The sequence below is a fragment of the Posidoniimonas polymericola genome (genome assembly GCF_007859935.1).
In the GTDB taxonomy this organism is placed as follows: Bacteria; Planctomycetota; Planctomycetia; order Pirellulales; family Lacipirellulaceae; genus Posidoniimonas; species Posidoniimonas polymericola.
In genome coordinates this window covers 742146-764743 of the sequence record NZ_SJPO01000002.1, presented here as the reverse complement: position 1 = coordinate 764743, position 22598 = coordinate 742146, and the positions used below count along the sequence as shown (strand labels likewise).

The following is a 22598-nucleotide window of genomic DNA, read 5'->3' as shown; positions in this document are numbered from 1 at the left end:
TTCTTCGAGCAGCAGCTGCCGCACGAGTCGCAGCCGCAGGACGGCTCGCAGCAGCTGTCAGAAGCACAGCACGACGGCTCGTCACAGCAGCTGTCCGAAGCACAGCACGACGGGTCGGCACAGCACGAGGGCTCGCAGCAGCTCGAGCAGCACTTCTTCTTGCCGAACAGCTTGTCTAGCAGGCAAGGCTTCTTCGAGCAGCAGCTGCCGCACGAGTCGCAGCCGCAGGAAGGCTCGCAGCAGCTGTCAGAAGCACAGCACGACGGCTCTTCACAGCAGCTGTCCGAAGCACAGCACGACGGGTCGGCACAGCACGAGGGCTCGCAGCAGCTCGAGCAGCTCTTCTTCTTGCCGAACAGCTTGTCCAGCAGGCAGCAGCTCTTCTTCGAGCAGCAGCTGCCGCACGAGTCGCAGCCGCAGGACGGCTCTTCGCAGCAGCAAGAGGGGTCGCCGCAGCTGTCACAGCCGCAGCTAGGTTCCGCACAACACGATGGCTCGTCGCAGCCGCAAGACGGCTCGCAACACCCGCAGCCGTCGCTGCACATTTTGCCAAGCAGACCACCACCCAAGGTGGGGGCCGCCATCGAAATGCTCAGCACGAGCGCTCCCAAGAGGTTCCACTTCATCACAAACAACTCCTGTTACGATCGGACTCCGCGGGGCGCCTTGATCATTCGCGAACTAACGACTCGGCGACGCGGCGCTGGCGCCTGGGCTTGGGCAACTCCAACCAGTTGGAATCCTGGCGAGCAGCTGCTTGGGCGCCGTGCGCTTGCGTTGGCTCTGGGGGATCCTGAACCAGACGCGCCGAGTCGGCCGTTAGCGGAAGGCGGGGGACGCCGGGGGGGTCCGCATTGTTGAGCATCAACACCAGTCGAGCCAATCCTTGACTCGAAGCAGTCCGGGCCGGTTTGTTGACGCTTAGGCCTCATTGCCTCAGTTGTCACGAACGCTTTCACTTCGCGACATCAACGCATATCGGCCCCCTCGAAAACCCCCCTTGAATCATCGCAAGCTTTTTCGGGCGAATGGGTTACAGCTTCGCTTAGGCAAAGTTTGCAGCGCCCGGAGCCTGTTCCGGCTGTAGCGATTGTGCCGTGCGTGATCGCGCCAGACGTAGCCTGCCGCCGCGGGCCCTGATATCCTTAAACTGCCTGGGCTTCGGTCAAAAAGGCCTTGCCCAGCGACCACACGACGCAGAGCGCCCAGTCCGTACGCTTGTCTTTGCCCGCACCCCTCAGCCAACCCACCACATGACCTCAACCCTCACGGTCCCCTTCTTTCGGATTCCCGCTGTTGGCGTCTTCCTGGCGGCAACCGTCGCCTGCTGCCAAGCAGCCGACCCCCTCGACTGGCCCAACTGGCGGGGACCGAACTACGACAACACCTCCCAAGAGACCAACCTCCCCGAGAGCTGGGACCCCGCCGGCGGCGAGGGGAGCAACCTGCTGTGGAAGAACGCCGAGCTGGCGGGCCGCTCGACCCCGATCGTCATGTCGGGCAGGCTCTACACGCTGGTCCGTGATCAACCAGGCACGGCCACCGAGGGAGAAAAGGTCGTGTGCGCCGACGCCGCGACCGGCGAGGTGCTGTGGGAGCACCGCTTCAATGTCTACCTGTCCGACGTCCCGGACACCCGCGTCGGCTGGTCGAGCGTGGTGGGCGACCCCGAGACCGGCCGCGTCTACGCCAACGGAGTGTCCGGTTACTTCTGCTGCCTAGAAGGCGACACCGGCAAACCGGTCTGGGAGCGGAGCCTGCACGAGGAGCTCGGCCTGCTGTCGACCTACGGCGGCCGCACCAATTTCCCGCTCATCTACAAGGACACCGTCATCACCAGCGCGGTGGTGATCGGCTGGGGCGACACGCCGCAGTGGTCACTGCTGGCCAAGCCGGCCCACCGCTTCATGGCCTTCGACAAGGCGACCGGCGAGCTCCGCTGGCTCAGCGGCACCACGCTGATCCCCGAGGACACCACCTACAGCACCCCGGCCCTGGCCCGCATCAACGACCAGGACGTGCTGGTCTTCGGCTCCGGCGACGGCAAGGTGTGGTCGTTCAAGGCCGCGACCGGCGAGCACGTCTGGAGCTACCCGCTGTCGCGCCGCGGGCTGAACGTCTCGCCGGTGGTCGGTCCCAACGGCTGGGTCTATTCCGGCCAGAGCGAGGAGAACGTGGTCGGCGCGACCATGGGCGCCGTGGTCGCGATCGACGGCACGAAGCAGGGCGACCTCGAGCTCGGCGACGAGGAGTGGATCCTGCCCCAGGAGATGGTCGGCAAGAGCTCGCCGCTGCTGATCGACGGCCGGCTCTACACGATCACCGACACCGCCAAGATGAACATCTTCGACGCCAAGACCGGCAAGCAGGTCGGCAAGCGGACCCTCGGCCGCGCGATGCGCGGCACGCCGGTCTACGCCGACGGCAAGATCTACACCTGCACCAACGAGGGCATGTTCTACATCCTCAAGCCGTCACGCCGCGGCGTCGACGTGCTGCAGCGAGAGCGGCTGGGCGGCGAGGAGGTCAACGCCAGCCCGATTGTGTCGCACGGCCGCGTCTACCTGACCACCAGCGAGCAGCTGTACTGCATCGCCGACAAGTCGGCCGAGGCGCCGCACCAGCAGCACGACTCGCACACCCTCGCCGAGCCGGCGCCGGTCGTCGACCGCCAGGTGACCCACATCCAGCTCTCGCCGTGGGACGTGCTGATGAAGCCGGGCGACACGCAGGAGTACACCGTGCGGTTCTTCAACGCCAAGGGCGACGAGATTGTCGACCCGCAGGGGGGCCCGGAGCTGGAATTCTCGGTCGCCGGTCCCGGCTCGACACGATCAATGTCCGAGGCCCACGGCTGCGTGTACGCCGCCCCTACCGACGCGCAGCACGAGTGCGCGTTGATCACCTGCAAGTACGGCGAGCTCACCGCCAGCGCCCGCGTGCGTGTGGTGCCGCCGCTGCCGTGGGAGTTCACCTTCGACTCCCGCCGCGACGTGCCGCTGACCTGGGTCGGCGGCCGCATCCGCTACAACCTGCGTGAGGACGAGTCGGGCAACCAGTACCTGGCCAAGCCGGTCGAGCTGCCGACCCGCCCCGGCGCGCCGACCACCAAGCTCGGCACCCGCAGCCGGATGTGGATGGGCTCGCCCGAGCTGTCCAACTACACCGTGCAGGCGGACATCCAGATGAAGACCGGCGTCGCCGGCGAGTCGTCCGGCCCCGCGCCCGAGTTCCCCGTGGAGACCAGCAGCTCGGCCATCAAGCTCCCCTCGGCGGGCCTGATCAACAGCTGCTACACCTTCACGCTGTTCGGCCCCAACGGCGAGGCCCGGCTGTACAGCTGGTGCACGCACGACCGCCGCAGCCAGGCGACCGTGCCGATGGAGTTTTCGCCCGACAAGTGGTACACCATGAAGCTGAAGGTCCAGCCCGACGAGCCGGCGGGCGTGGCGTACGTCTCTGCGAAGGTGTGGCCGCGTGACGAGGACGAGCCGTCGGAGTGGACCATGGAGATCACCGACAAGGCGCCCAACTACAGCGGCAGCCCCGGCATGTTCGGCGACTCCAAGGACGCCGAGTTCTACGTCGACAACCTGTCGGTCACGCCCAACTAGCCGAGGGCGTCGACCGCGTTAGATTTAAAAGAGCCGCGGCGCCCGCCGGCCGGCACGCGCCCCCACCGCAATCCAGGCACCCCCCAAGGCCCCACGCGTATGAACCGTCTACTGATCGTAGCCGCCGCTTGTTTAACGACCTCCTCCTGGTGCTCGGCCGCAGAGCCGACCCTTGAGTGGAACCAGTGGGCCGGCAGCGGGACGCGCAACAACGTGCCGGTCGCCGACAACACGCCCACCGACTGGGACGTCGGCGAGTTCGACTTCCGCACCGGCGAGTGGGACTCGAGCTCGGCCCGCAACATCCGCTGGGCCGCGCAGCTCGGCTCGCAGACCTACGGCAACGTGGTCGTGGCCGGCGGCAAGGCGTTTGTCGGCACCAACAACTCGGGCGGCTGGCTCGCGCGGTACCCGGCGGAGGTCGACCTCGGCTGCCTGCTGTGCTTCGACATCCGCGACGGCAGGTTCCTGTGGCAGCACTCCAGCGAGAAGCTCAAGACCGGCCGCGTGCACGACTGGCCGCTGCAGGGCATCTGCTGCGCCCCGCTGGTGGAGGGCAAGCGGCTGTGGTTCGTGACCAGCCGCGGCGAGGTCCGCTGCCTCGACCCCGAGGGCTTCCGCGACGGCGAGAACGACGGCCCCTACCAGGACGAGGAGCACACCGAGGAGAACGAGGCCGATGTCGTGTGGGTGTTCGACATGATGCGCGAGCTGGGCGTCAGCCAGCACAACATGTGCGCGTGCAGCGTGACCTCGGTCGGCGACATCCTGCTGGTCAACACCTCGAACGGCCTGGACGAGTCGCACATCAACCTGCCGGCGCCCAACGCACCGAGCTTTATCGCCCTGGACAAAGAGACCGGCAAGCTGCTGTGGACCGACAAGTCGCCCGGCTCGAACATCCTGCACGGCCAATGGTCGAGCCCGAGCTACGCGGTGCTTGGTGGACAGCCCCAGGCGATCTTCGGCGGCGGCGACGGCTGGGTCTACAGCTTCGACCCCAAGGGCGACGGCCAGGGCGGCAGCAAGCTGCTGTGGAAGTTCGACGCCAACCCGAAGGACAGCAAGTGGGTCCTCGGCGGCCGCGGCACCCGCAACAACATCATCGCTACGCCGGTCATCTACGACGAACTGGTGTACGTCGCGGTGGGCCAGGACCCGGAGCACGGCGAGGGGGTCGGCCACCTGTGGTGCATCGACCCCACCAAGCGCGGCGACGTCAGCCCCGAGCTGGCGTTCAACTCCAAGAACCCGGACGAGCCGATCCCCCACAAGCGGATCCAGGCCGTCGTGCCCGACGAGGGCGACTTCGCCCGGCCGAACCCCAACTCGGCCGCGCTCTGGCACTACAGCACGGTCGACTCGAACGACGACGGTGAGATCGACTTCGAGGAGGAGATGCACCGCAGCTGCGGCACGGTCGCCATCAAGGACGACATCCTCTACATCGCCGACTTCAGCGGGCTGTTCCACTGCCTGGACGCCAAGTCCGGCGAGCGGCACTGGGTGTACGACATGTTCGCCGCCGCGTGGGGCTCGCCGCTGATCGTCGACGACAAGGTCTACATCGGCGACGAGGAGGGCGAGGTCGCGATCTTCCGCCACTCGGCCGACCCCAACGTGGCCATGAAGGACGACGGCGGCGAGATGGTCCCCTACTACGGCGCCATCGACATGAAGAACAGCGTCTACTCGACCCCCATCATCGCGGACGGCGTGCTGTACATCTCGAACAAGACGCACCTGTTCGCCATCGAGAACAAGGGCGATTGATTCGATTGACTCTTGGCAGTTAGCCGTTGGCTGTCTGCCATTCGTTGCCAAGCCCCGCCCAAGCCAATCCCCCTCCCTGGTTGGGGGAGGGGGTTGTCCTCCGCCGGGTCGGCCACCCACACCAAGCAAGAGCGCCCCACAAGGGACCCCATGAAGCGTATCCTCGACATCGGCAACTGCGGCCCCGACCACGGCTCGCTCAAGCGGTTCTTCACGGGCAACTTCGACTGCGTGCTCGACCAGGCCGACAGCGCGGCCGACGCGCTGCCCAAGCTGCGCGACACGGCCTACGACCTGGTGGTCGTCAACCGCAAGCTCGACATCGACTACACCGACGGACTCGATATCATCCGCCAGATCAAGGCCGACGAGCAGCTCTCCTCGACCCCGGTGATGCTGATCACCAACTACCCCGAGCACCAGGACGCCGCCGAACAAGCCGGCGCGCTACGCGGCTTCGGCAAGCTCGAGCTGCAGAGCAGCGAGACCATCGAGCGGGTGAAGTCCGCACTAGGCGAATAGCCGGCGGGTCCGCGGGCTTGGCTTGCCGGTGCTCTTCCCCGCTGGCGCTGCGTGATCCTACGTGTGCCCGCGACTAATCGTCGTGGCTGGCAGCCAAGATCTGCCTCTAGGAGGCGAATAGTTGGTTCGGCGACTCTTCAGCCGCCGGCCACCCAACTCTGGACCCGCCATGGACGAGAACCGAGCCGATCATTCCGAATTGCCACCGGAACCAATGACCGCTCCGCCGCCGGCCAAGCCGCGTGTCTGGACAGCGTTGCTGGCCCCGTTCGCGGGCGTCGCCCTGGCTGTAGCATTGCAGGCCGGCATCGCCATCGTCGTGGCCATTTCCCTAGCGGCTCAGGGCGTGCCGCCGGCCGAGCTGGGCGACCGCGTGCTCGAGGTGATCTCGTCGCCGGCCGGCATGCTGGTGCTGGTGGCCGCCGGCCCGGGCGCGTTCGGGGTCGTGACGCTGCTCGCGGGCTGGCTCTCGCCCGAATCGCTGAAGCGCCGCCTCGGTTTCAACCGCGTCCGCAATGCGGGCGCGCTGTACGGGCTGACAGTGGTCGGCTCGATCGTGCCGCTGGCCGTGGCGATCGCGCTGGCGACCTGGGTCGCCAGCTGGGCCGAACCGCTCGGGCTCACCGACAACTCGTTCGTGGCGTTCTTCGAGAACGTGACGCCGGCCCAGGGGGTCGTGTTCGTGCTGCTGATTGCGCTCGTGCCCGGCTTCTGCGAGGAGATGCTGTTCCGCGGCTTTGTGCAGCAGCGGCTGATCCAGCGATGGGGCCCGGCGTGGGGCATCGGCGTCGCGTCGGTGCTGTTCGCGTTGGCCCACATCATGCCGCCCAACATCGCGGTGGCGCTGCCGATGGGCGTGTGGCTCGGCGTGATCGCCTGGCGGACCGGCTCGATCTGGCCGAGCATCGCCTGCCACGCGTTCGTCAACGGCGGCCTGAACGCGTGGCGGCTCGTGGCGAAGTTCGGCGAGCTGACGGACGCCCAGGTGATGACCGGCAACGTGGCGTTCGTCGCCGTAGGCGCGGTGTTCTTTGTGCTGGCTTGCCGGGTGTTGATTCGGTACCCGCAGGAGGCAGAGGAGTAGAGCGGCGCGGTCTACATCGCGAACACCGTTCTAAGGCACAAACGAGGTTAAGTCGGCGGGCGCCAAACGCGCCGGCGTTTGACCCCTGCGCGTCGAAGAACCGGGACTCAAGTCGCTGAGGTTGGGCACACCTCGGCAACTTTGCTGGAGCCGATTCTGATGGAAGTGATGTCCACCGACGGCGGTTTTGGCAGAGCGGAATCCCCCGCACGACACAACCTCCGTCAGTTCGCAGTATCTTTTCGTGCACCAAAAAGGCTACCATCAATCCCAAAAGCTTCGCCTGCAGAGTCTGCTCAGCATACCGGCTCTTAGTGAGTCGGCGCGCCCACCGATCCATCATCGGATTTACTTGTTATGCATGAACAGCGTGTTATACGTGTCACGATTCGCAATCTGATCGGCCTGATGACCATCGGGGCGATATTCTGTGCAGTAATCGCGGTCGCGACTCAGGAAGGGCTTAGCAGCACTGCTGGCTTTGTAGTCTGTCTGTATATCTTTGCGTGGACATGGATACCGTGGCTGCTCTTTCTTCGCGGCAAGCCAGTATCTCTATTTGCGTCCTTAGGTTTAGGCACACTGACTGGCCTAGTTGGAACGCTGAGTGTTCCTATGGGTTTGTTACTCATGGGGTTCTTCGCAGGAGCAGGCTCTGGTCTCTTTATCAGCGCGTACAGTTCAGTGTTCATCCCCGCCGCTATTTTAGGTGCTGCGTTCTCAGTCACCCTGACTTACTTTTTCCCAGATTCCTCGCTGCGAAAAAAACAAATCGGTTAATTTGGCCCGTGACAAATTCGTAAATTGTGACGAAGTCATCGGGTTGCAAAGGGGATGTTCTCGGCGATGCGGCTCTTGCCCCAAGTCCGTAAGGAACGCTTCGTCATGGGTCGCTTGGCTCGCTAAAGCGACGGCCCGAAGTTGAACCACCCGACTCCGGTTTCGGTCGCCGCCAAACCCGCGTAGGTGCAGCTCACTTCGGTCGGTGCGTAGATGAGCCAACTGAGCGAGGTTGCATCATCCGCGGCGCCGAAGAACGGCAGCGAACTCGCTGAGGTTGTGACAACCTCGGTCAGATTCGAGATTCCCGAAAGTGCACCGGCTTCATCTTCCTGCGCAATCCGTGACCCTGCAGCAGCGTCATCCCGGCGAGGCGTAGCTCGCCGGCTATTCTTGAATGGTGTTAGGCGCCGACGCTCTTGAGCGCCTCGAGCGCCGCGTCGTGCAGGGGGCCGTTGGTGGCCAGCACGCCGCGGTTCTGGGCGAGGGTGCGGCCGTGGGAGAAGTCGAGCGGGCGGCCATCGAGGTCGGTGACGCGGCCGCCGGCTTCGGTGATGACGAGCGAACCCGCCGCTTGGTCCCAGATCCGCTCCTGGTAGTCCGGCATCTTCGGCGACATCAGCCGCAGCAGCATCTCGCCGCCGCCGGCGGCCAGAACCGCGTACTTGGCCTGGCTGTCCATCCCGACCGGGTCGGCCGTGATGCCGAGCGCCTCGGCGAAGTAGTCGATCTGGCCCATGTTGGTGTGGCCCTTCTCGACCGAGCGGAGCACGCGGGCGCCGGCCGGGTCGGACAGGTCCGACGTGCTCAGCGGCTTCCACTCGGCGGACGGGTCGGCCATCGACTGGCAGCGGGCGCCCTGCCCTTTCGCGGCCAACAGGACCGAGCCATCGCCCCCCTTGGCGGGGCTGGTCGCATCGGCCAGTTCGGGGCACCCCAGCGCAGCGACCTGCACCTGGCCGTCCTTGATCAGGGCGAAGGCGACGGCGTACTGGTCGCCCCGCAGGAAGCCCTTGGTGCCGTCGATCGGGTCGAGGGTCCAGTACTCGCCCTCGGCGTCGGCCGTGCCGAAGTCGATCCAGTCGCAGACCTCTTCCGCGGTGGCGTGCGGCAGTACCATCCGCACGAAGTGCGTAACCTGCTCGAGGGTCTCGGTGCCTGCTTCCTCGCGGAGGTCGGCGGCCGACTCTTCGCCTACCAGCTTCACGCCCGGGAAGTTGTCCTGCAGCCGCCGGGCGATGACCGCCTGGGCGGTGAAGTCGCCGACGGTGACCGGCGATTTGTCGCCCTTCTCGAGGGCGTCGGTGACCATCTCGGCCTGCACGCGGCGGACCAGTTGGGCGGCCTCCCTAACGGCGGCGACGGCGAACTTGGCTTCCGGGGAGTCGATCATGGGTCACTTTCTGCATTGTTGTCACTTGCTTGAGGGGGCCCGCTGAGAATCCAGTCCCAGAAGCCCAGGTACCCGAGCCAGGCGCCCAACCCAATTGCGCCCACCACGAGCCCGACGATTGCGGCCCATTCGTACGCGTTGTGCTGCACTCCAGCCCCGATCAAGATCGCTCCGGCCAAGACGATGATCGAGCTGCTGATGGCTTTCACGCGGCCTTCGAAAGTTGAGTCAGAACAAACGTTGAGTCAGAACAGTGGAAATCGCGGCGGCGAGGCACAACTCGCCCGCTGCTCCACCGCTTGCCGGCTGCTCCGCTATCGACTGGCTGCTCCGCAGAAAGGAAGCAACCCCGCCAGGGCTCGAACCTGGAATGAGGGAATCAAAATCCCTAGTGTTACCATTACACTACGGGGCTGAAGGGGCCGCAGCCGCTGGGGGCTGTGCCGAACGCGTTATTCTACCGCACACCCGGGGGTCTGCTAAAGGGGCTTTTCCGGGGCCGGTTCTGCCGGTTTTTCCCCGCCGCGGTTGGCCACCGAGAACGACAGCCGCTCAAGTTCGGTCGCCAGGTCTACACTTACGATGCTGACTCCTGAGGGCAGGTTCAGCATCACCGGGGCGAAATTCAGGATGCCCGACACGCCCGACGCGATCAGCCGGTCGGCTACCCCCTGGGCGGCCGCCGCGGGCACGGCGACCAGGCCGAACGAGATCGCCCGGTCGCGGACCACCTCGTCCAGGCGGGTCATCGGGTAGACCTCGACCCCCTCGATCGTCTGGTGGACCCGGTCGGCAGCCTCGTCAAACGCGGCGACAATCCGGAACCCCTGTGAGGCAAACCCCCGGTAGCCAAGCAGCGCCCGGCCGAGGTTGCCGGCGCCGACCATGGCGATGGTCCACTCGCGGTCGGTGCCCAGGATGCTGCGGATCGCGGAGACCAGCTCGTCGCAGCGGTAGCCGATGCCGGGGTGCCCAAAGTGCCCGAAGTACGCCAGGTCCTTCCGCACCTGGGCGTCGCTGAAGCCGAGCAGCTGGCCGAGCTGGCTGGAACTGACCGTGGCCTGCTCGTCACGGAGCAGGTGCTGCAGCTCGCGGAGGTACAGGCTCAGCCGGCTCACCACTGCCTTGGGGACCGACTCGGGGTCGACGGCGCCAGGTTTTCGCTTGGGTGAGCTCAAAAAATCGTTGGGGGCGAGGCGGTGGGATTCCGCGGCAGGGGCAAGCGAGCCGCCGCGGGGGTATTTGTAAGGTCGAATCGGCGAAAAGGCAAGCCAGATCGACACTTACGGCAGACGCCGAGGCCGGACTCGGCGGCCCGTTGGTGGTTTCTCAGCGGTACGTCCGGAGCAGGTGTTCCGACCCCCCCCACCGTCCCCTACGGCGCCGGCGGAACAACCGCACCCCCCAAACTGCTTGCTGCGTGCGCAGCCTCTTCCCTAACCCCCTATCGTCACGCCAGTTAGGGAAATGCCACGTGCGAAATCAGGGCGAATCCGGACAACCCAATCGGTTAGCGAATTTGCGTAACTCTGCTAAGGAACACCGGCTGGGCAACCCGAAGTATCTACGGACGGAATCGTCCCGTCTTGACCAGCCCCCCTATATCCCCCGTGCAGTTAGTTGAAGGAGGCGACCCCTACGATGAAACGCTTGATTGGAATGCCGCTGATGGCAGGCCTGGTAATCGTGCTTGCGGCCGCGCAAGCCGACGCCCGGTACTGTGGCGCAGTGCGGTACGGCAACTGTGGCCCGTGTTGCGTGCCCGAGACCCACACCGTGATGAAGACGGTGCGGTGCAAGATTTACGAGCAGCAGGAAGTCACCTGCTACAAGACCGTTTACGACCAAGTCTGCGAAGACAAGATCGTGAACTACACGAAGTACGTGAAAGAGCAGCGTCAGAAGGAAGTGAACTACACGGTCTGCAAGCCGGTCTGGGAAACCAAGACCCGCAGCTACACCGTGTGCAAGCCTGTCTGGGAAACCCGGCAGAAGGAAGTTCAGTACACCGTGTGCAAGCCGGTTTGGGAAACCAAGACCCGCTGCTACACCGTGTGCAAGCCTGTCTGGGAAACCCGCACCCGCGAGTACACCGTGTGCAAGCCGGTTTGGGAAACCCGTCAGAAGGAAGTTCAGTACACCGTGTGCAACCCGGTCTGGGAAACCAAGACCCGTGAGTACACCGTGTGCAAGCCGGTCTGGGAGACCCGCACCCGCGAGGTGAACTACACCGTGCGGAAGCAGGTTCCTTACACGAAGACCATCACGGTCCAGAGCGGTCACTGGGAAAAGCAGGAGTGGGAAGTCCCGGGCCCGATGCGGAAGAAGGTTGTCCGCGAGCCGGGTGAGTGGGTCTACGACGCCTGTGGCTGCAAGTGCTGCTACAAGCCGGGCGCCTGCCACACCGAGTGCGTGCAGTGCCCGCCGATCAAGAAGTGCAAGAAGGTCTGGGTGCCGGAGTGCATCGAGAAGCAGGTCTGCTGCACGAAGACGGTCTGCGAGCCCCGCACCAAGACCTGCTGCTACAAGGTCTGCACCATGGTCCCCGAGACCAAGACCTGCTGCTACAAGGTCTGCAAGATGGTTCCCGAGTGCCGCACCAAGACCGTGTGCTACACGGTTTGCAAGCCGGTTTGCTGCCAGAAGACGGTTCAGGTCAAGAAGTGTGTGCCCCGCAAGGTGCCCTACACCGTGACCCGCTGCGTCCCGAAGATGGTCTGCAAGGAAGTCCCTGTGACCGTCACCCGTATGGTCCCGGCTTGCCCCTGCAACAGCTGCGACAGCGGCTGCGAGGGTGAGGCTTCGGCTCCGGCCAGCGACTGTGGCTGCAACTGAGCGAGCGGCAACCGAGTAGATGTGAACCCTTAGCCAAAGCCCCGCTTCCTTCGTACGGAAGAGGGCTGGTCAAAGCTAATCCGAGGCGGTCCGATCCCCAGTGGGTCGGGCCGCCTTTTTTGTTTGCCCGACGGTCCCCCCGTCAGCACAGCCGCGCCCCGTTCGCCGCCGGCTTGTCGGGCCGCGTCAGCACGATCGCGCCGTGCTCGTCCTCGAAGCCGGTCACCAGCACCTCGGACATCAGCGGGCCGATCTGCTTGGGAGGGAAGTTCACCACCGCCACGACCTGCGTGCCAACCAACTCCTCTGGCTGGTAGTGCGAGGTGATCTGTGCGGAGGACTTCCGCTCGCCCAGCTCGGGGCCGAAATCGATCCACAGCTTGTAGGCCGGCCGTCGGGCCTCGGCGAACGGCTCGGCGCGGACAATGGTCCCCACCCGCAGGTCGACGCGGGCGAAGTCTTCCCAGCCGATGGTCGCGGCCGGCGTCTTCTCGTTCATATCGTTGGACTTGGTGGTTGGTTTTCCTGTGGCGCCGCTGCTGGCAGGCCCGTAGACTGTCGGCCCCACCCGGCAGGGCTTACCCCTGATCGCAGGTGGACTTTTCCGGCGTCCTGCCCGTGCGTTAGCCGGACCCCCTTGTCGCGTATCAAGACCTCTGTCGCGGATCAGACACTCTATGCGAAAAGACTCTGGCAAGTCACTCGCCGAGCGGGCGGTCACGTACAGCAACATCTTGTTCGCGGTGCTGGGGGTGGTCGGCATCGGCCCGGCGTTGTTCGCCACGAAGCTGTTCGAGCCGCCCGAATCCGCGACGCTAACCACGGTGGTGTTTGCCGCGGTCGTGATGATTTTTCCCGGGGCGTGCCTGGTGTCGATCGCCCTCTCGCGGACGATGCTCGGCAACCACCAACGCCGCCAAGCCGTATTGACCGCGGTCGCGCCGGCGCTGCTCCTGATTGTGCTGATCGCCTGCCTGCTGCTGGCCCGCCTCGTCTTCGACGACGGCTCCGGCGCCTACCTGCGGCGGCTGCTGCAGGTGTTCGGGCCCGGGTAGCGGCAAGGCGCGGTCGCCGAGCGGCGGCGAGGCAAACGAGTCGACCTTTTGCCGGCGAATTCCCGTCAGGAATCGGCCCAAACGGCCATGGGGTAGGTACGCCGACTGCCCGCGGGCGGATGCCTCTTTACGCGCGGGCTTTCTCCGCAGTTCGCCGCCTCCTCCCTGCCACGATTCATCCCGCACCAAAGCCCGCCTCGATGACGATCTCTTTTTTGCCGCTCGCTCGTGTGAACCGCACCCTGCGCCCCTCCACCCTGGCGTGCCTGCTGCTTGGCGTCGCGGTGGTCTTGCTGCCGGATGCCGCGGCCGAGACGCCGAGCCCCGCCCCGCGGATCGTCACGATCTACAACTTCATCCGCAACGAGGACTACCGGCTCCGCGACTCGGAGGAGGTGCTGCTAGGCGCCACGCGGCGGCAGGTAGAGCTGTTCGGCAAGCACGAGCTGCCGGTCACCTGGGCCCTGCAGTACGACGCCCTCATCAACCCCAAGTACCAACAGCTGCTCAAGCAGCACGCGGGCCCCAACGACGAGATCGCCGCCTGGTGGGAGCTGCCTCGTCCGCTGATCGAGGCCGCCGGCATCGCCTGGCGTGGCGACCACGACTGGGTGTCGACCGCCAACATCGCGTTCTCGCCGGGCTACACTCCCGCGGAACGCCGGAAGATCGCCGACGCGTACATGGCGAAGTTCAAAGAAGTGTTCGGCTACTACCCGCGATCGGTCGGCGCGTGGTACATCGACGAGGTGACGCTCGCCTACCTTAGCGAGGAGTACGGGATTGTCGCGTCGTGCAACTGCAAGGACCAGATCGGCACCGACGGCTACACGCTGTGGGGCGGCTACTGGAACCAGGCCTACTACCCCAGCCGACTGAACGCGTACATGCCGGCCCAGCACGCCGGCGCGCAGATCAACGTGCCCGTGTTCCGCATGCTCGGCAGCGACCCGATCTACCAGTACGGCCGGGCGCCGTCGATCACGAGCCTCGAACCGGTCTACTCGCACGCGGGCGGGTCTGCGAAATGGGTCGACTGGTTCCTCGACGCGCTGACCACCGGCCCGCCGCTGGCCTTCGCCTACACCCAGGCCGGCCAGGAGAACTCGTTCGGTTGGGACGCCATGGGCAGCGGCCTCGAGATGCAGGCGGAACGCATCGCCGGCCTTGCCCGCAGCGGAAAGATCCGCGTCGAGACGCTCGCCGAATCGGGCGAGTGGTTCCGCGAGAGGTTCCCCGTCACGCCCCCGACAGCGTTTGTCTGCCTGGACGACTGGCGCGAAGAAGGGCGGCGTTCGGCCTGGTTCAACAGCCGCTTCTACCGCGTGAACCTCTACTGGGATCGGGACAGGCTGTCGATCCGCGACCTGCACCTTTTCGACGAGACGCGGGCCTCGACGGTGCACGACAAGCGGCTGCTCGAGAACACGCTGACCTGCGCCACGCTGCCGATTGTCGAGGGGCGCCCACCACTGGCAAAGAACGCCGACCCCGCCGGCGCCCTGCCCGTGGCGATCGATCCGGCAGGAGCGGCAACACCGCTGCTTGTGGACGGCCCTCCAGCAGTGACGCAGCGGGGCGATACCCGTCTGGCAGTGGAGCAGCGACTCGCCGTGGGCGGCACGCTGAAGATCACCTGCTCAGAGGACCGGCTTGTGCTCATTGCCTCGGGGAAATCTGACCAGCCGCGGAGCTGGGCGCTCGACATCGTTGGCCAGGAGCAGACCCCCGCAGAGGTGACCAGCAGTGTTATCGGCTTTCACTCCCCCAGCGGGAACTACCGCCTAGAGTTGGAGCCAGGCAGTGGGACTTTCGAGCGGCGGGCAGACGGCGGGGTCCGGGTCCTGGCCGGCAAAGAGGGCCAGATCTCGCTGCTGCTCGGCGACGCCGACGAATGAGGCGCCGTTCCGCCGGGGCCCTCCGGAGCGCAAACCGTCCTCGCATTGGCGCATGCGCCGGATATGCCGGCATTAATGCAGACCGCTTCAGCCGTGGTGCTCTGTACGGGCAGGCCTAGCCGGGCATAATGGGGCCTTAGGCATCGTTGCACCCCCCACGCGGCAGAGAAATGCGTAAATACGTCATCATGGGAGCCCCCGGCTGCGGCAAGGGGACCCAAGCCAAGCTGCTCTCGAACCGGTACGACCTGGTGCACATCAGCGTCGGGGACATCTTCCGGCTCAACATCCAGAACCACACCAAGCTCGCCGCGCGGATCAAACGGATCGTGAACACCGGCCGGCTCGTTCCGGACGATATCGTCGATGAGGTGGTCGACCAGCGGCTCCGCGAGCACGACTGGAACTACGGCTTCATGCTCGACGGCTTCCCCCGCAACAAACCGCAGGCCGAGTTCTTCCTCGAGAGCTACGACATCGACGCCGTTGTGCTCTTGGACGTGACCGACGAGGCCGTGATCGAGCGGGTGCAGGCGCGGCGGCTCTGCTCCGACTGCGGGCTGGACTACAACCTGATCCACCACCGCCCCGCCGAGCCCGACGTGTGCGACGTCTGCGGCGGTTCGCTGATCGCCCGCGCGGACGACGTCGAGGAGACCGTGCTCAAGCGGCTGGCCGACTACCGCGAGCAGACCGTGCCGGTGGTCGACCTGTTCATGACCAAGGAGCTGGTCGTGCGGATCGACGGCATGAAGTCGATCGAGCAGGTGAACGCCGCGATCTGCAACAAGCTCGGCCTGCCCCCGGCCGAGATGCTGCTCGCGTAGCTCTTACTTGACCAGAGCGCCTCAGTAACCCACGGCGGAAGCCGTCTCGATTCCCCACGGCTTCCGCCGTGGGTCACCGGTTGGGGCGCAGCAATCGGCCAGGAACGCTGCTCCCCCGGCTAACGCCGGGGCTCGCGGCTAGTTCTTGTTCGCTTTTTCTTCGACTTCCTTCAGCTTGCGGCGGAAGTCGCGGACGTTCTGCTGCATCAGCAGCGGCAGCTTCGAGGCCAGCAGGTTGCGGCCGCGGAACCAGCCGTACGGCTCGATGTACGCCGCGTGGCACTCGACCAGCACCGCGTTGTCAACAAAGCCAAGCTGCGTGGCGTGCAGGTAGCAGTAGAAGCCCTTGAACGGCTCGGGCGGCCCGAGCTCGGCGTCGGTCTTGGCGCCGCGGGGGATCGGCCGCCACTCGGTTGGGTTGGCGGGGTCGTCGAGCAGCTCGCGCGGCGACACGGCCGACTGCACCACGCCGCCGTCGACGTGCATGCCCGCGCTGCTGGCCAGCCCGCTGACCACCACCTTCTCCAGGATCGGGAACCGGTAGCGGAACATGCCCGAGGTAAGCTCGCCGGCGGGCGGCAGGGTGTCGGGCCGTTCGGCCGACTCGTCGAGCGGCTTGGCGTAGGTCTCGAAGCCGCTCTCGGCGGCGGCCGACGCGGTCTTCTCCCCGCCCATCAGACTCGACAACAGCTCCTTCTCGTGGATCACCTGCAGGCTGCCGTGCACAACGAAGTACAGGTCGAGCCGCCGCACGGTCCCCCGCTCTGCCGTCTGGCCGATGTCGTCGATGTCGAGCTTGTACGACGCGACCACCGAGTCCTGCAGGTACTTCTCCATCCGCCGCTCGCTCACCAGGCCGGCGAACGCCGCCCGCTGCTCGTCGGCCGGCATGTCGGGCGTGACCAGCGGCGGCAGCAGCTTGATCGGCGCGCCGTCGATCTCGAAGCCCTTGGTGGTGAGCTCCGCGACCAGCGGGTGTTCGGTCGTCTTGGTGAACTGCGCCCAGCAGGCGGCGGGGGCGAGCACAAGAAGAATGGCGATCGAGCGTAGGGTCGTCATCAAATCTCGAAGGTAGAGGCGGTGGCGGTGGCGTCCCGTTCCGTCCCAGGGCGTCTGGTGAATTCTACCGCGTCAGGCGGGGCGGGGCAGGGCGATCGCGATGATTCGCAGCGATCCGCCCCACTACCTTGTGCCGGCCTAGGCGGCGCTACCGCCGCTGGTCGGCCACGACGCGGCCGTCGCGGTAGGTGAGCAGCCGTTCTGCCCGTTCGGCGACCTCGCCGCCGTGGGTGATCACGACCAGCGTGACGCCGTGCTCGCGGTGGATCTTGTCGAACAGGTCGAGCACCTCCGCGCCGTTCTTGCTGTCGAGGTTGCCGGTCGGCTCGTCGGCCAGCAGCACCTCCGGGTTGTTCGCCAGGCTCCGCGCGATCGCCACCCGCTGGCGTTCGCCGACGCTCAGCCGCAGCGGGCTGTGGCCGGCGCGGTGCTCCATGTGCACCAGCTTCAGCAGCTCGACCGCCGCCGCTTGGCGTTCGGGCGCGGTGCGGCTGCTCTCGAACATCGGCACCTGCACGTTCTCGAGCGCCGTGAGGGTCGGCAGCAGGTGGAACGATTGGAACACGTAGCCCAGGTGCTTGGCCCGCAGCGCGTCGAGCGAACCGAACGCGCCGTACGGCTTGCCCTGGAACAGCACCTCGCCGGAGGTCGGCGTGTCGAGCCCGCCGAGTAGGTTCATCAGGGTCGACTTGCCGCTGCCGCTCGGGCCCATGATCGAGACGTACTCGCCGGGCTCGATCGACAGCGACACGTTGTCGACCGCCAGCACGTCGCCGTTGGGGTAGCGTTTGACGAGCTTGCGGGTTTCGAGGATCGGCGCAGGGGGGGCCGCGGGCGCGTCGGGCTGCGTTTTGGCGGCGGTTGTCGGGCTGGCCATAGTCTCGCGGGGCGGGGCTTCGTGCGGTGCGTTCCTACCGGCAATCGTACCGGTGCGGCGCGGCGACGCCTACGGCCCGCTGGTCTTCTCGTAGGCCGGCTCGGGCTGCCAAAGGTAGAGGAAGGTCGGCAGCAGCGCGCGGTCGACGCCCGGCAGGCTAAACGGCATCAGGCCGCCGCCCGGCACGTTGGGGGTGATGTCGTAGGGGGTGAGCGCGCGGTCGTTGTCGCGGCGGTAGACGATGGTCTTGGCGCCGATCACGCCGGCCGCGCCCTCCGCCAGCCGCACGGCGTCCTCCAGGTAGCCCAGCTCATCCACCATGCCCAACCGCAACGCGTCAGAGCCGGTCAGCACGCGCCCATCAAGCAGGTCGCTGTCGGCCAGCTCACTGTCGGCGTCCTCCGGGTCGGCGTCGCTGGGGGAAGCGCCCGGCAGCGGGACCACCTCGGCGCTGCCGGCCCGGGTCGCCAGGGCAGGGCGGGCGGCGAGCACGGCGTCCTTGAACCGCTTGTGGAACTCCGCGGCGATGCCCTCGAGGATGGCCGCCTCGTCGGCGTCCATGGTGCGGGTCGGCGTGCCCATGTCGATCTTCTCGCCGCTGCGGATGACGTTCTCCACCACGTTCTGCTGCTGCATGAAGTCCTGCAGGTCGTACAGATTGAGGATCACGCCGACGCCGCCGGTGATGGTGGTCGGGTGGGCGGTGATCACGTCCGCGGCCGTGGCGATGTAGTACGCGCCGCCGGCGCCGACGTCCATCAGGCAGGCGACCACCGGCTTGCCGGACCGCTGGCGGAACTGGGTCAGCTCCCACCGCATGATATCGCACGCCGTGACGCCGCCGCCCGGGCTGTTGACCCGCAGCACGACCGCCGCAACGCACGGGTCGCGTTCGGCCCGCTGCAGCTTCTCACGCAGCAGCGCCACCGGGTTCTCGCCCATCGACGACATGCCGGTCAGGTTGCGGTTGACCAGCAGCCCGTCGATGTCGATCAGGGCGATCCGCGGGCCGCTGCACGGCTCGCCGGGGAGCGTGCGGGCAGAGACCTGGCTGACGTTGTTGTCGAGCTTCATCGACGCGGCGGCGTCGATGTCGCCCTGCATGCAGACCTTGATCGGCTGCCGCATCGAGCAGCCGGCCGCCGCCAGGACAATCAGGGCGAGCGTAGAGCGGAGGGCGGGGGAGTGGAGCATGCGGGGGCCGGGGCGGGGTACGGATTGCTAGCAGGGAGCGCAGGACTCGCGCCCTTGATAGAATCGGCGTCCCCGCCGCAATGCTCAAAACCGGTCGCCGCGACCCGCGCTGCTTGCCAGCTTTACCTGACCGGACCTGCATTACCAATAGGGCGGCCCGACCAGCATGGGCGTGGAGCGCCGCTAGTGGTTCATCGCGCGATTTGAGAGCGCGCCACCCCGCCGCGGGCTCGGTCCGCGTTGCCGCTAGAACGAGTTGCCGCCAAACATGTTGCGGATGTCGTTGCTGAAGGCGAACGCCATCAAACCGAGCAGCATGACGAACCCAACCGTGTGGAGCGCCACGACGACTTTTTCGTTTGCCGGCTTGCCGGTCAGGCCCTCCCAGGCCAAGAAGACCATGTGCCCGCCGTCCAGCACCGGGATCGGCAGGAAGTTGAGCACCGCCAGGTTGACGCTCAGCAGCACGAGGAACAGCAAGAGCGGCGACCAGCCGAGTTCGGCCGACTTGTAGGCCACCGTTAGGATGCCGAGCGGCCCGCTCACGTTCTCTACCGGAACCTGCTTGGAGCCAATCTTGCCCAGCACGCGGAACACGCTGGTCATGTCGGTCCAGACACGATCGCCCGCCAGGGCGAGGGCCTCGTCGATGCTGTCGGCGGGACGCACCAGCACCAGCTTCTGCAGAACCAGCCCCGGGTCCGGCTGGAAGACGCCGTCGGACTCGCTGAGCGAGGTGTTCAGGTTGATCGTCTCATCGCCCCGCTTCACCGTCAGCATGACGCCCGTATCGAGCGGCGCGCGCTGCAGCAGGTTGAAGAAGAACGGCCAGTTGCGGTGGTCGTCGTCGAAGGTGAAGGAGCTGGCGGAGAGGCCCGCGTCGTCCCCCTCCGGCGGCGCCACCTTCGCGAGGGTGATCACGTCGCCCGGGCGGAGCTGGTCGGCGGCGGAAGTGCCTTCTACCACGGCGGCGACCTCGGTCGACACCTGGTAGGTGAGCCCGAGCGTGGTGAGCGCGAACGGCGAGCCAGGGCCGGTCGGCTCCTCGAACCATCGCCCGGCGCGGGGCTGCAGCGTCACGCTGAAGCTCTCTGCGTCGCGCTGGACGGTCAGTTCCATCTCGCCCGCTTCCTCCAGCGGCAGCTTGTAGGGCAGGGTAGACGGGTCCCAGCTCGCCTCGCCGGGCTCAGCCGCGCCGACGCGGCGCCCCATGATGTGGGTGATGACGTCGCCCGCCTTGAGTCCTGCTTCTTCGGCGGGAGAGCCCGGCTCGATGGCTGTGATCGGCCCCATAGCGAGCTTCGGTCCAATCCGTCTGACCTTGGCGGGCGGCGCCTGCACGTTGACGGTCTGTGCGGTCTGTCCGTCGCCGCCCCCGCGTTCGACGGTGTACTCCGCCGACTTGCCGAGCGCCGCGAACTGCTGGATCTGAATGTCCCGATAGCTGCTGACCGGCTCGCCGTTGATCGCGACGATCCGGTCGCCCCCCTCGAAGCCCGCTTCCGCGGCGGGCGTGCCGGGCAGGGCGAACAGCTCTGGGTAGAGCTCGGTAGTCCGCGACTGGGCGATGCCAATCTGCATGCCGAACGCGGTTTCCTTGGGCTGCAGCGTGACTGAGACGACCTCGCCGGTGGCGGCCTTCTTCACCTCGCACCGGACGCCCTTCTCGACATCGCCGAGCATGACGTCCTGCCGCAGGTGGCTGAAGCTAGGGTTCTCTCGGTCGTTTAGCTTGAGGATGTCGTCGCCGGGCTCGAGGCCGGCCAGGTAGGCGGGCGAGCCGGGCGAGACCGAGCCGACCACACACGGGGCGTACTCGGCGCCCAGGCTGAACGCGATCACGGCGAAGATGAAGCCGAAGATGATGTTCATGATCACGCCGGCCGAGATGATCGCCATCCGCTGCGGGACCGACTTGGCCATGTAGCTGCGGCGGTCGACGCGGTACTCCTCGCCGCCCGGGCCCTTGATCAGCTTGGTGTTGGAATCGTCGATGTCCTGCGCGGCGGCCTCGGACTCCTTGAGCTGCTCGGCGATCTTGGAGGGGTCGTCGTTCTGGCCGAGCATGCGGACGTAGCCGCCCAGCGGCAGGATGCCGATGCCGTACTCGGTCTCACCGACCTTGCGGCTCAGCTTGTAGCCGCCGATGTCGAAGCCGACGAAGAATTTGTCGCACTGCACGCCGCACATCTTGGCGACCGCAAAGTGCCCCAGCTCGTGCACGAAGATCACGAAGCCGAGCGCCGCGCCGACCTTCAGCACGCCAAGCGCGAAACCCAACCAAGTGGCCTCGGCCAGCATCAAGCAAGCATCCACGTATTCATCTCCTGTCGCGCCCAGGCGTCTAGCTCGATCAGTCGCGAGAGCGACGGCCGGGGCTCAAAGTTGTGCGATTCAAGCACGCTCCGGCAGGCCGGAACGATCTCGGTGAAGTGCAGGTCGCCATCCAGGAACGCCTGGACGGCCGCCTCGTTGGCGGCGTTCAGCACCGCCCCGCTGGTGCCGCCGGTGCGGGCGCACTGGTGCCCCAACGCGATGGCCGGGAAACGTTCGGGATCGGGCGGTTCGAACTCGAGGGTCATCCGCTCCGACCAGTCGATCCGTTCGGCGGGGCCGGGCAGTCGGTCCGGGTACTCAAGCGCGTACTGGATCGGCAGCTTCATGTCGGGCGGGCTCATCTGCGCGAGCACCGAACCGTCGACAAACTCGACGAACGAGTGCACGATCGACTGGGGGTGGATCACCACCTCGATCTGCTCGGCCGAGAGGTTGAACAGCCAGCGGGCCTCGATGATCTCGAGCGCCTTGTTCATCATCGTGGCGGAGTCGACCGTGATCTTGGGGCCCATCTGCCAGGTGGGGTGAATCAATGCCTCGGAGACCGTGATCTGCGACAGCTGCGATACCGGCCAGGTGCGGAACGGGCCGCCGCTGGCGGTCAGCACGACCCGCCGGACCTCCTTGGCCTTGGCGCCCTGCATCGCCTGGAAGACGGCGCTGTGCTCGCTGTCGACCGGGATCAGGCTGCCGCCCTTCTGCTGCAGCACGTCCTGAATGATTGGCCCGGCCATGACGAGCGTCTCTTTGTTGGCGAGGGCGACCACCTTGCCGGCTTCGAGGGCCGCGAGGGTGCTCTGCAGCCCGGCCGCGCCGACGATGGCCGCCAGCACGACGTCGACCGCCGGGTCCGCGACCGCGGCCTCCAGGCCCTCGGGGCCGGTGAGCCGGCGGATGCCGCCGGGCAGGCCGCTCCAGCGGTGCGCGTCGGCCAGCTCGCGGTTGGTCGCGATAACGGTCCGCGAGCCGTGGTCCCGCGCCGCCTGCGACAGCAGATCGAGCCGCGTGTGGCCCGACACCGAAAACGCCCGCAAGCGTCCCGAGCTAGCGGCGATCACCTCGAGCGCGCTCTGCCCGATGCTGCCGGTGGCGCCCAGGACCGCGACATTCTTTGCGGTTGCGGGCATAGATGCGTGTTAAACCAGCGGGGTTGGCGGCGGCGATTGAAGTTGGTTGCCGGATGACCATGCCATCGGCGACCACGCAAGCTTAGGTCGGCCAGGGCCGCAAACCAGAGCGACTAGTAGGGGTAGAGCCGGTCGTAACGCGCCCGGCGCGAATATGCATGCGTCCCTGCGGAGTTTGACCGCTAAGCCCAATGTAACATTTACGTTACGATAGGTGGGTAGG

At 66.4% G+C, this 22598-nt stretch carries 19 protein-coding genes and 1 tRNA gene; 10 read left to right on the top strand and 10 right to left on the bottom strand.

Going from position 1 to position 22598, the window contains the following annotated elements:
• The 6 genes from Pla123a_RS24945 to Pla123a_RS06810 all read left to right on the top strand — a co-directional run.
• Positions 1-861 (top strand): hypothetical protein (locus Pla123a_RS24945; protein WP_231956347.1); only part of this gene is annotated, 861 nt, incomplete at its 5' end.
• A gap of 392 nt (positions 862-1253) precedes the next feature.
• Entirely contained in the window at positions 1254-3614 is a 2361-nt protein-coding gene (locus Pla123a_RS06830; RefSeq protein ID WP_146585164.1) for an outer membrane protein assembly factor BamB family protein, read from the top strand.
• Positions 3615-3713: 99 nt separating this feature from the next.
• Positions 3714-5387 carry an outer membrane protein assembly factor BamB family protein gene (locus Pla123a_RS06825; RefSeq protein WP_146585162.1) on the top strand — a complete coding sequence of 558 codons (1674 nt, stop codon included), beginning with the start codon at positions 3714-3716 and terminating at the stop codon, positions 5385-5387.
• Positions 5388-5537: 150 nt separating this feature from the next.
• Entirely contained in the window at positions 5538-5909 is a 372-nt protein-coding gene (locus tag Pla123a_RS06820; protein WP_146585160.1) for a response regulator, read from the top strand.
• A 169-nt stretch (positions 5910-6078) separates the two neighbouring features.
• Positions 6079-6993 carry a type II CAAX endopeptidase family protein gene (locus Pla123a_RS06815; protein WP_146585158.1) on the top strand — a complete coding sequence of 305 codons (915 nt, stop codon included), beginning with the start codon at positions 6079-6081 and terminating at the stop codon, positions 6991-6993.
• 357 nt (positions 6994-7350) lie between these two features.
• Positions 7351-7773 carry a hypothetical protein gene (locus Pla123a_RS06810; RefSeq protein WP_146585156.1) on the top strand — a complete coding sequence of 141 codons (423 nt, stop codon included), beginning with the start codon at positions 7351-7353 and terminating at the stop codon, positions 7771-7773.
• Between the two features lie 403 nt (positions 7774-8176).
• On the opposite strand, the gene Pla123a_RS06805 is transcribed toward Pla123a_RS06810, so the two are convergent.
• The 4 genes from Pla123a_RS06805 to Pla123a_RS06795 form a co-directional block, all read right to left on the bottom strand.
• Positions 8177-9166 carry a 3'(2'),5'-bisphosphate nucleotidase gene (locus Pla123a_RS06805; RefSeq protein ID WP_146585154.1) on the bottom strand — a complete coding sequence of 330 codons (990 nt, stop codon included), beginning with the start codon at positions 9164-9166 and terminating at the stop codon, positions 8177-8179.
• Entirely contained in the window at positions 9163-9375 is a 213-nt protein-coding gene (locus Pla123a_RS24940; protein WP_231956346.1) for a hypothetical protein, read from the bottom strand. Before Pla123a_RS24940 ends, Pla123a_RS06805 begins: the two co-directional genes overlap by 4 nt.
• A gap of 135 nt (positions 9376-9510) precedes the next feature.
• A tRNA-Gln gene (locus tag Pla123a_RS06800) sits at positions 9511-9581 on the bottom strand.
• A 64-nt stretch (positions 9582-9645) separates the two neighbouring features.
• Positions 9646-10344 carry a redox-sensing transcriptional repressor Rex gene (locus Pla123a_RS06795; RefSeq protein ID WP_146585152.1) on the bottom strand — a complete coding sequence of 233 codons (699 nt, stop codon included), beginning with the start codon at positions 10342-10344 and terminating at the stop codon, positions 9646-9648.
• Positions 10345-10807: 463 nt separating this feature from the next.
• On the opposite strand from Pla123a_RS06795, the gene Pla123a_RS06790 reads away from it, so the two are divergent.
• Positions 10808-12001: a hypothetical protein gene (locus tag Pla123a_RS06790; RefSeq protein ID WP_146585150.1), complete on the top strand. Its 1194-nt coding sequence runs from the start codon at positions 10808-10810 to the stop codon at positions 11999-12001.
• 142 nt (positions 12002-12143) lie between these two features.
• Here Pla123a_RS06790 and Pla123a_RS06785 read toward each other — a convergent pair whose 3' ends face one another.
• On the bottom strand, positions 12144-12500 hold the full coding sequence (locus Pla123a_RS06785) for a tRNA-binding protein (RefSeq protein WP_146585148.1): 357 nt from the start codon (positions 12498-12500) through the stop codon (positions 12144-12146).
• 178 nt (positions 12501-12678) lie between these two features.
• Between Pla123a_RS06785 and Pla123a_RS06780 the strand changes: the two genes are divergently transcribed.
• From Pla123a_RS06780 to Pla123a_RS06770, 3 genes are all read left to right on the top strand, one after another.
• Positions 12679-13056, top strand: coding sequence for a hypothetical protein (locus Pla123a_RS06780; RefSeq protein ID WP_146585146.1), 378 nt, complete (start codon positions 12679-12681; stop codon positions 13054-13056).
• 230 nt (positions 13057-13286) lie between these two features.
• Positions 13287-14954: a hypothetical protein gene (locus Pla123a_RS06775; protein ID WP_197527750.1), complete on the top strand. Its 1668-nt coding sequence runs from the start codon at positions 13287-13289 to the stop codon at positions 14952-14954.
• Positions 14955-15124: 170 nt separating this feature from the next.
• Complete coding sequence (locus Pla123a_RS06770; protein WP_146585141.1) at positions 15125-15781, top strand: adenylate kinase family protein; 657 nt, start codon at positions 15125-15127, stop codon at positions 15779-15781.
• A gap of 138 nt (positions 15782-15919) precedes the next feature.
• Here the strand turns inward: Pla123a_RS06770 and Pla123a_RS06765 are convergent, their stop codons facing one another.
• From Pla123a_RS06765 to dxr, 5 genes are all read right to left on the bottom strand, one after another.
• Positions 15920-16840: a hypothetical protein gene (locus tag Pla123a_RS06765; RefSeq protein WP_146585139.1), complete on the bottom strand. Its 921-nt coding sequence runs from the start codon at positions 16838-16840 to the stop codon at positions 15920-15922.
• Positions 16841-16988: 148 nt separating this feature from the next.
• Complete coding sequence (locus Pla123a_RS06760) at positions 16989-17717, bottom strand: ABC transporter ATP-binding protein (RefSeq protein ID WP_146585137.1); 729 nt, start codon at positions 17715-17717, stop codon at positions 16989-16991.
• A 69-nt stretch (positions 17718-17786) separates the two neighbouring features.
• The gene (locus tag Pla123a_RS06755) at positions 17787-18911 is read right to left on the bottom strand and encodes a S49 family peptidase (protein ID WP_146585135.1); all 1125 of its coding nucleotides are present in this window, start codon (positions 18909-18911) and stop codon (positions 17787-17789) included.
• A gap of 246 nt (positions 18912-19157) precedes the next feature.
• Positions 19158-21227, bottom strand: a complete 2070-nt coding sequence (locus Pla123a_RS06750; protein ID WP_146585133.1) for a site-2 protease family protein — start codon at positions 21225-21227, stop codon at positions 19158-19160.
• The gene (gene dxr / locus Pla123a_RS06745) at positions 21212-22375 is read right to left on the bottom strand and encodes a 1-deoxy-D-xylulose-5-phosphate reductoisomerase (RefSeq protein ID WP_146585131.1); all 1164 of its coding nucleotides are present in this window, start codon (positions 22373-22375) and stop codon (positions 21212-21214) included. Before dxr ends, Pla123a_RS06750 begins: the two co-directional genes overlap by 16 nt.
• Between the last annotated feature and the right edge of the window lie 223 nt (positions 22376-22598).

Coding starts and splice junctions, on each gene's coding strand:
- Pla123a_RS06830 (WP_146585164.1), top strand. CDS start 1,254: ATGACCTCAACCCTCACGGTCCCCTTCTTTCGGATTCCCGCTGTTGGC.
- Pla123a_RS06825 (WP_146585162.1), top strand. CDS start 3,714: ATGAACCGTCTACTGATCGTAGCCGCCGCTTGTTTAACGACCTCCTCC.
- Pla123a_RS06820 (WP_146585160.1), top strand. CDS start 5,538: ATGAAGCGTATCCTCGACATCGGCAACTGCGGCCCCGACCACGGCTCG.
- Pla123a_RS06815 (WP_146585158.1), top strand. CDS start 6,079: ATGGACGAGAACCGAGCCGATCATTCCGAATTGCCACCGGAACCAATG.
- Pla123a_RS06810 (WP_146585156.1), top strand. CDS start 7,351: ATGCATGAACAGCGTGTTATACGTGTCACGATTCGCAATCTGATCGGC.
- Pla123a_RS06805 (WP_146585154.1), bottom strand. CDS start 9,166: ATGATCGACTCCCCGGAAGCCAAGTTCGCCGTCGCCGCCGTTAGGGAG.
- Pla123a_RS06790 (WP_146585150.1), top strand. CDS start 10,808: ATGAAACGCTTGATTGGAATGCCGCTGATGGCAGGCCTGGTAATCGTG.
- Pla123a_RS06785 (WP_146585148.1), bottom strand. CDS start 12,500: ATGAACGAGAAGACGCCGGCCGCGACCATCGGCTGGGAAGACTTCGCC.
- Pla123a_RS06780 (WP_146585146.1), top strand. CDS start 12,679: ATGCGAAAAGACTCTGGCAAGTCACTCGCCGAGCGGGCGGTCACGTAC.
- Pla123a_RS06770 (WP_146585141.1), top strand. CDS start 15,125: ATGCGTAAATACGTCATCATGGGAGCCCCCGGCTGCGGCAAGGGGACC.
- Pla123a_RS06765 (WP_146585139.1), bottom strand. CDS start 16,840: ATGACGACCCTACGCTCGATCGCCATTCTTCTTGTGCTCGCCCCCGCC.
- Pla123a_RS06760 (WP_146585137.1), bottom strand. CDS start 17,717: ATGGCCAGCCCGACAACCGCCGCCAAAACGCAGCCCGACGCGCCCGCG.
- Pla123a_RS06755 (WP_146585135.1), bottom strand. CDS start 18,911: ATGCTCCACTCCCCCGCCCTCCGCTCTACGCTCGCCCTGATTGTCCTG.
- dxr (WP_146585131.1), bottom strand. CDS start 22,375: ATGCCCGCAACCGCAAAGAATGTCGCGGTCCTGGGCGCCACCGGCAGC.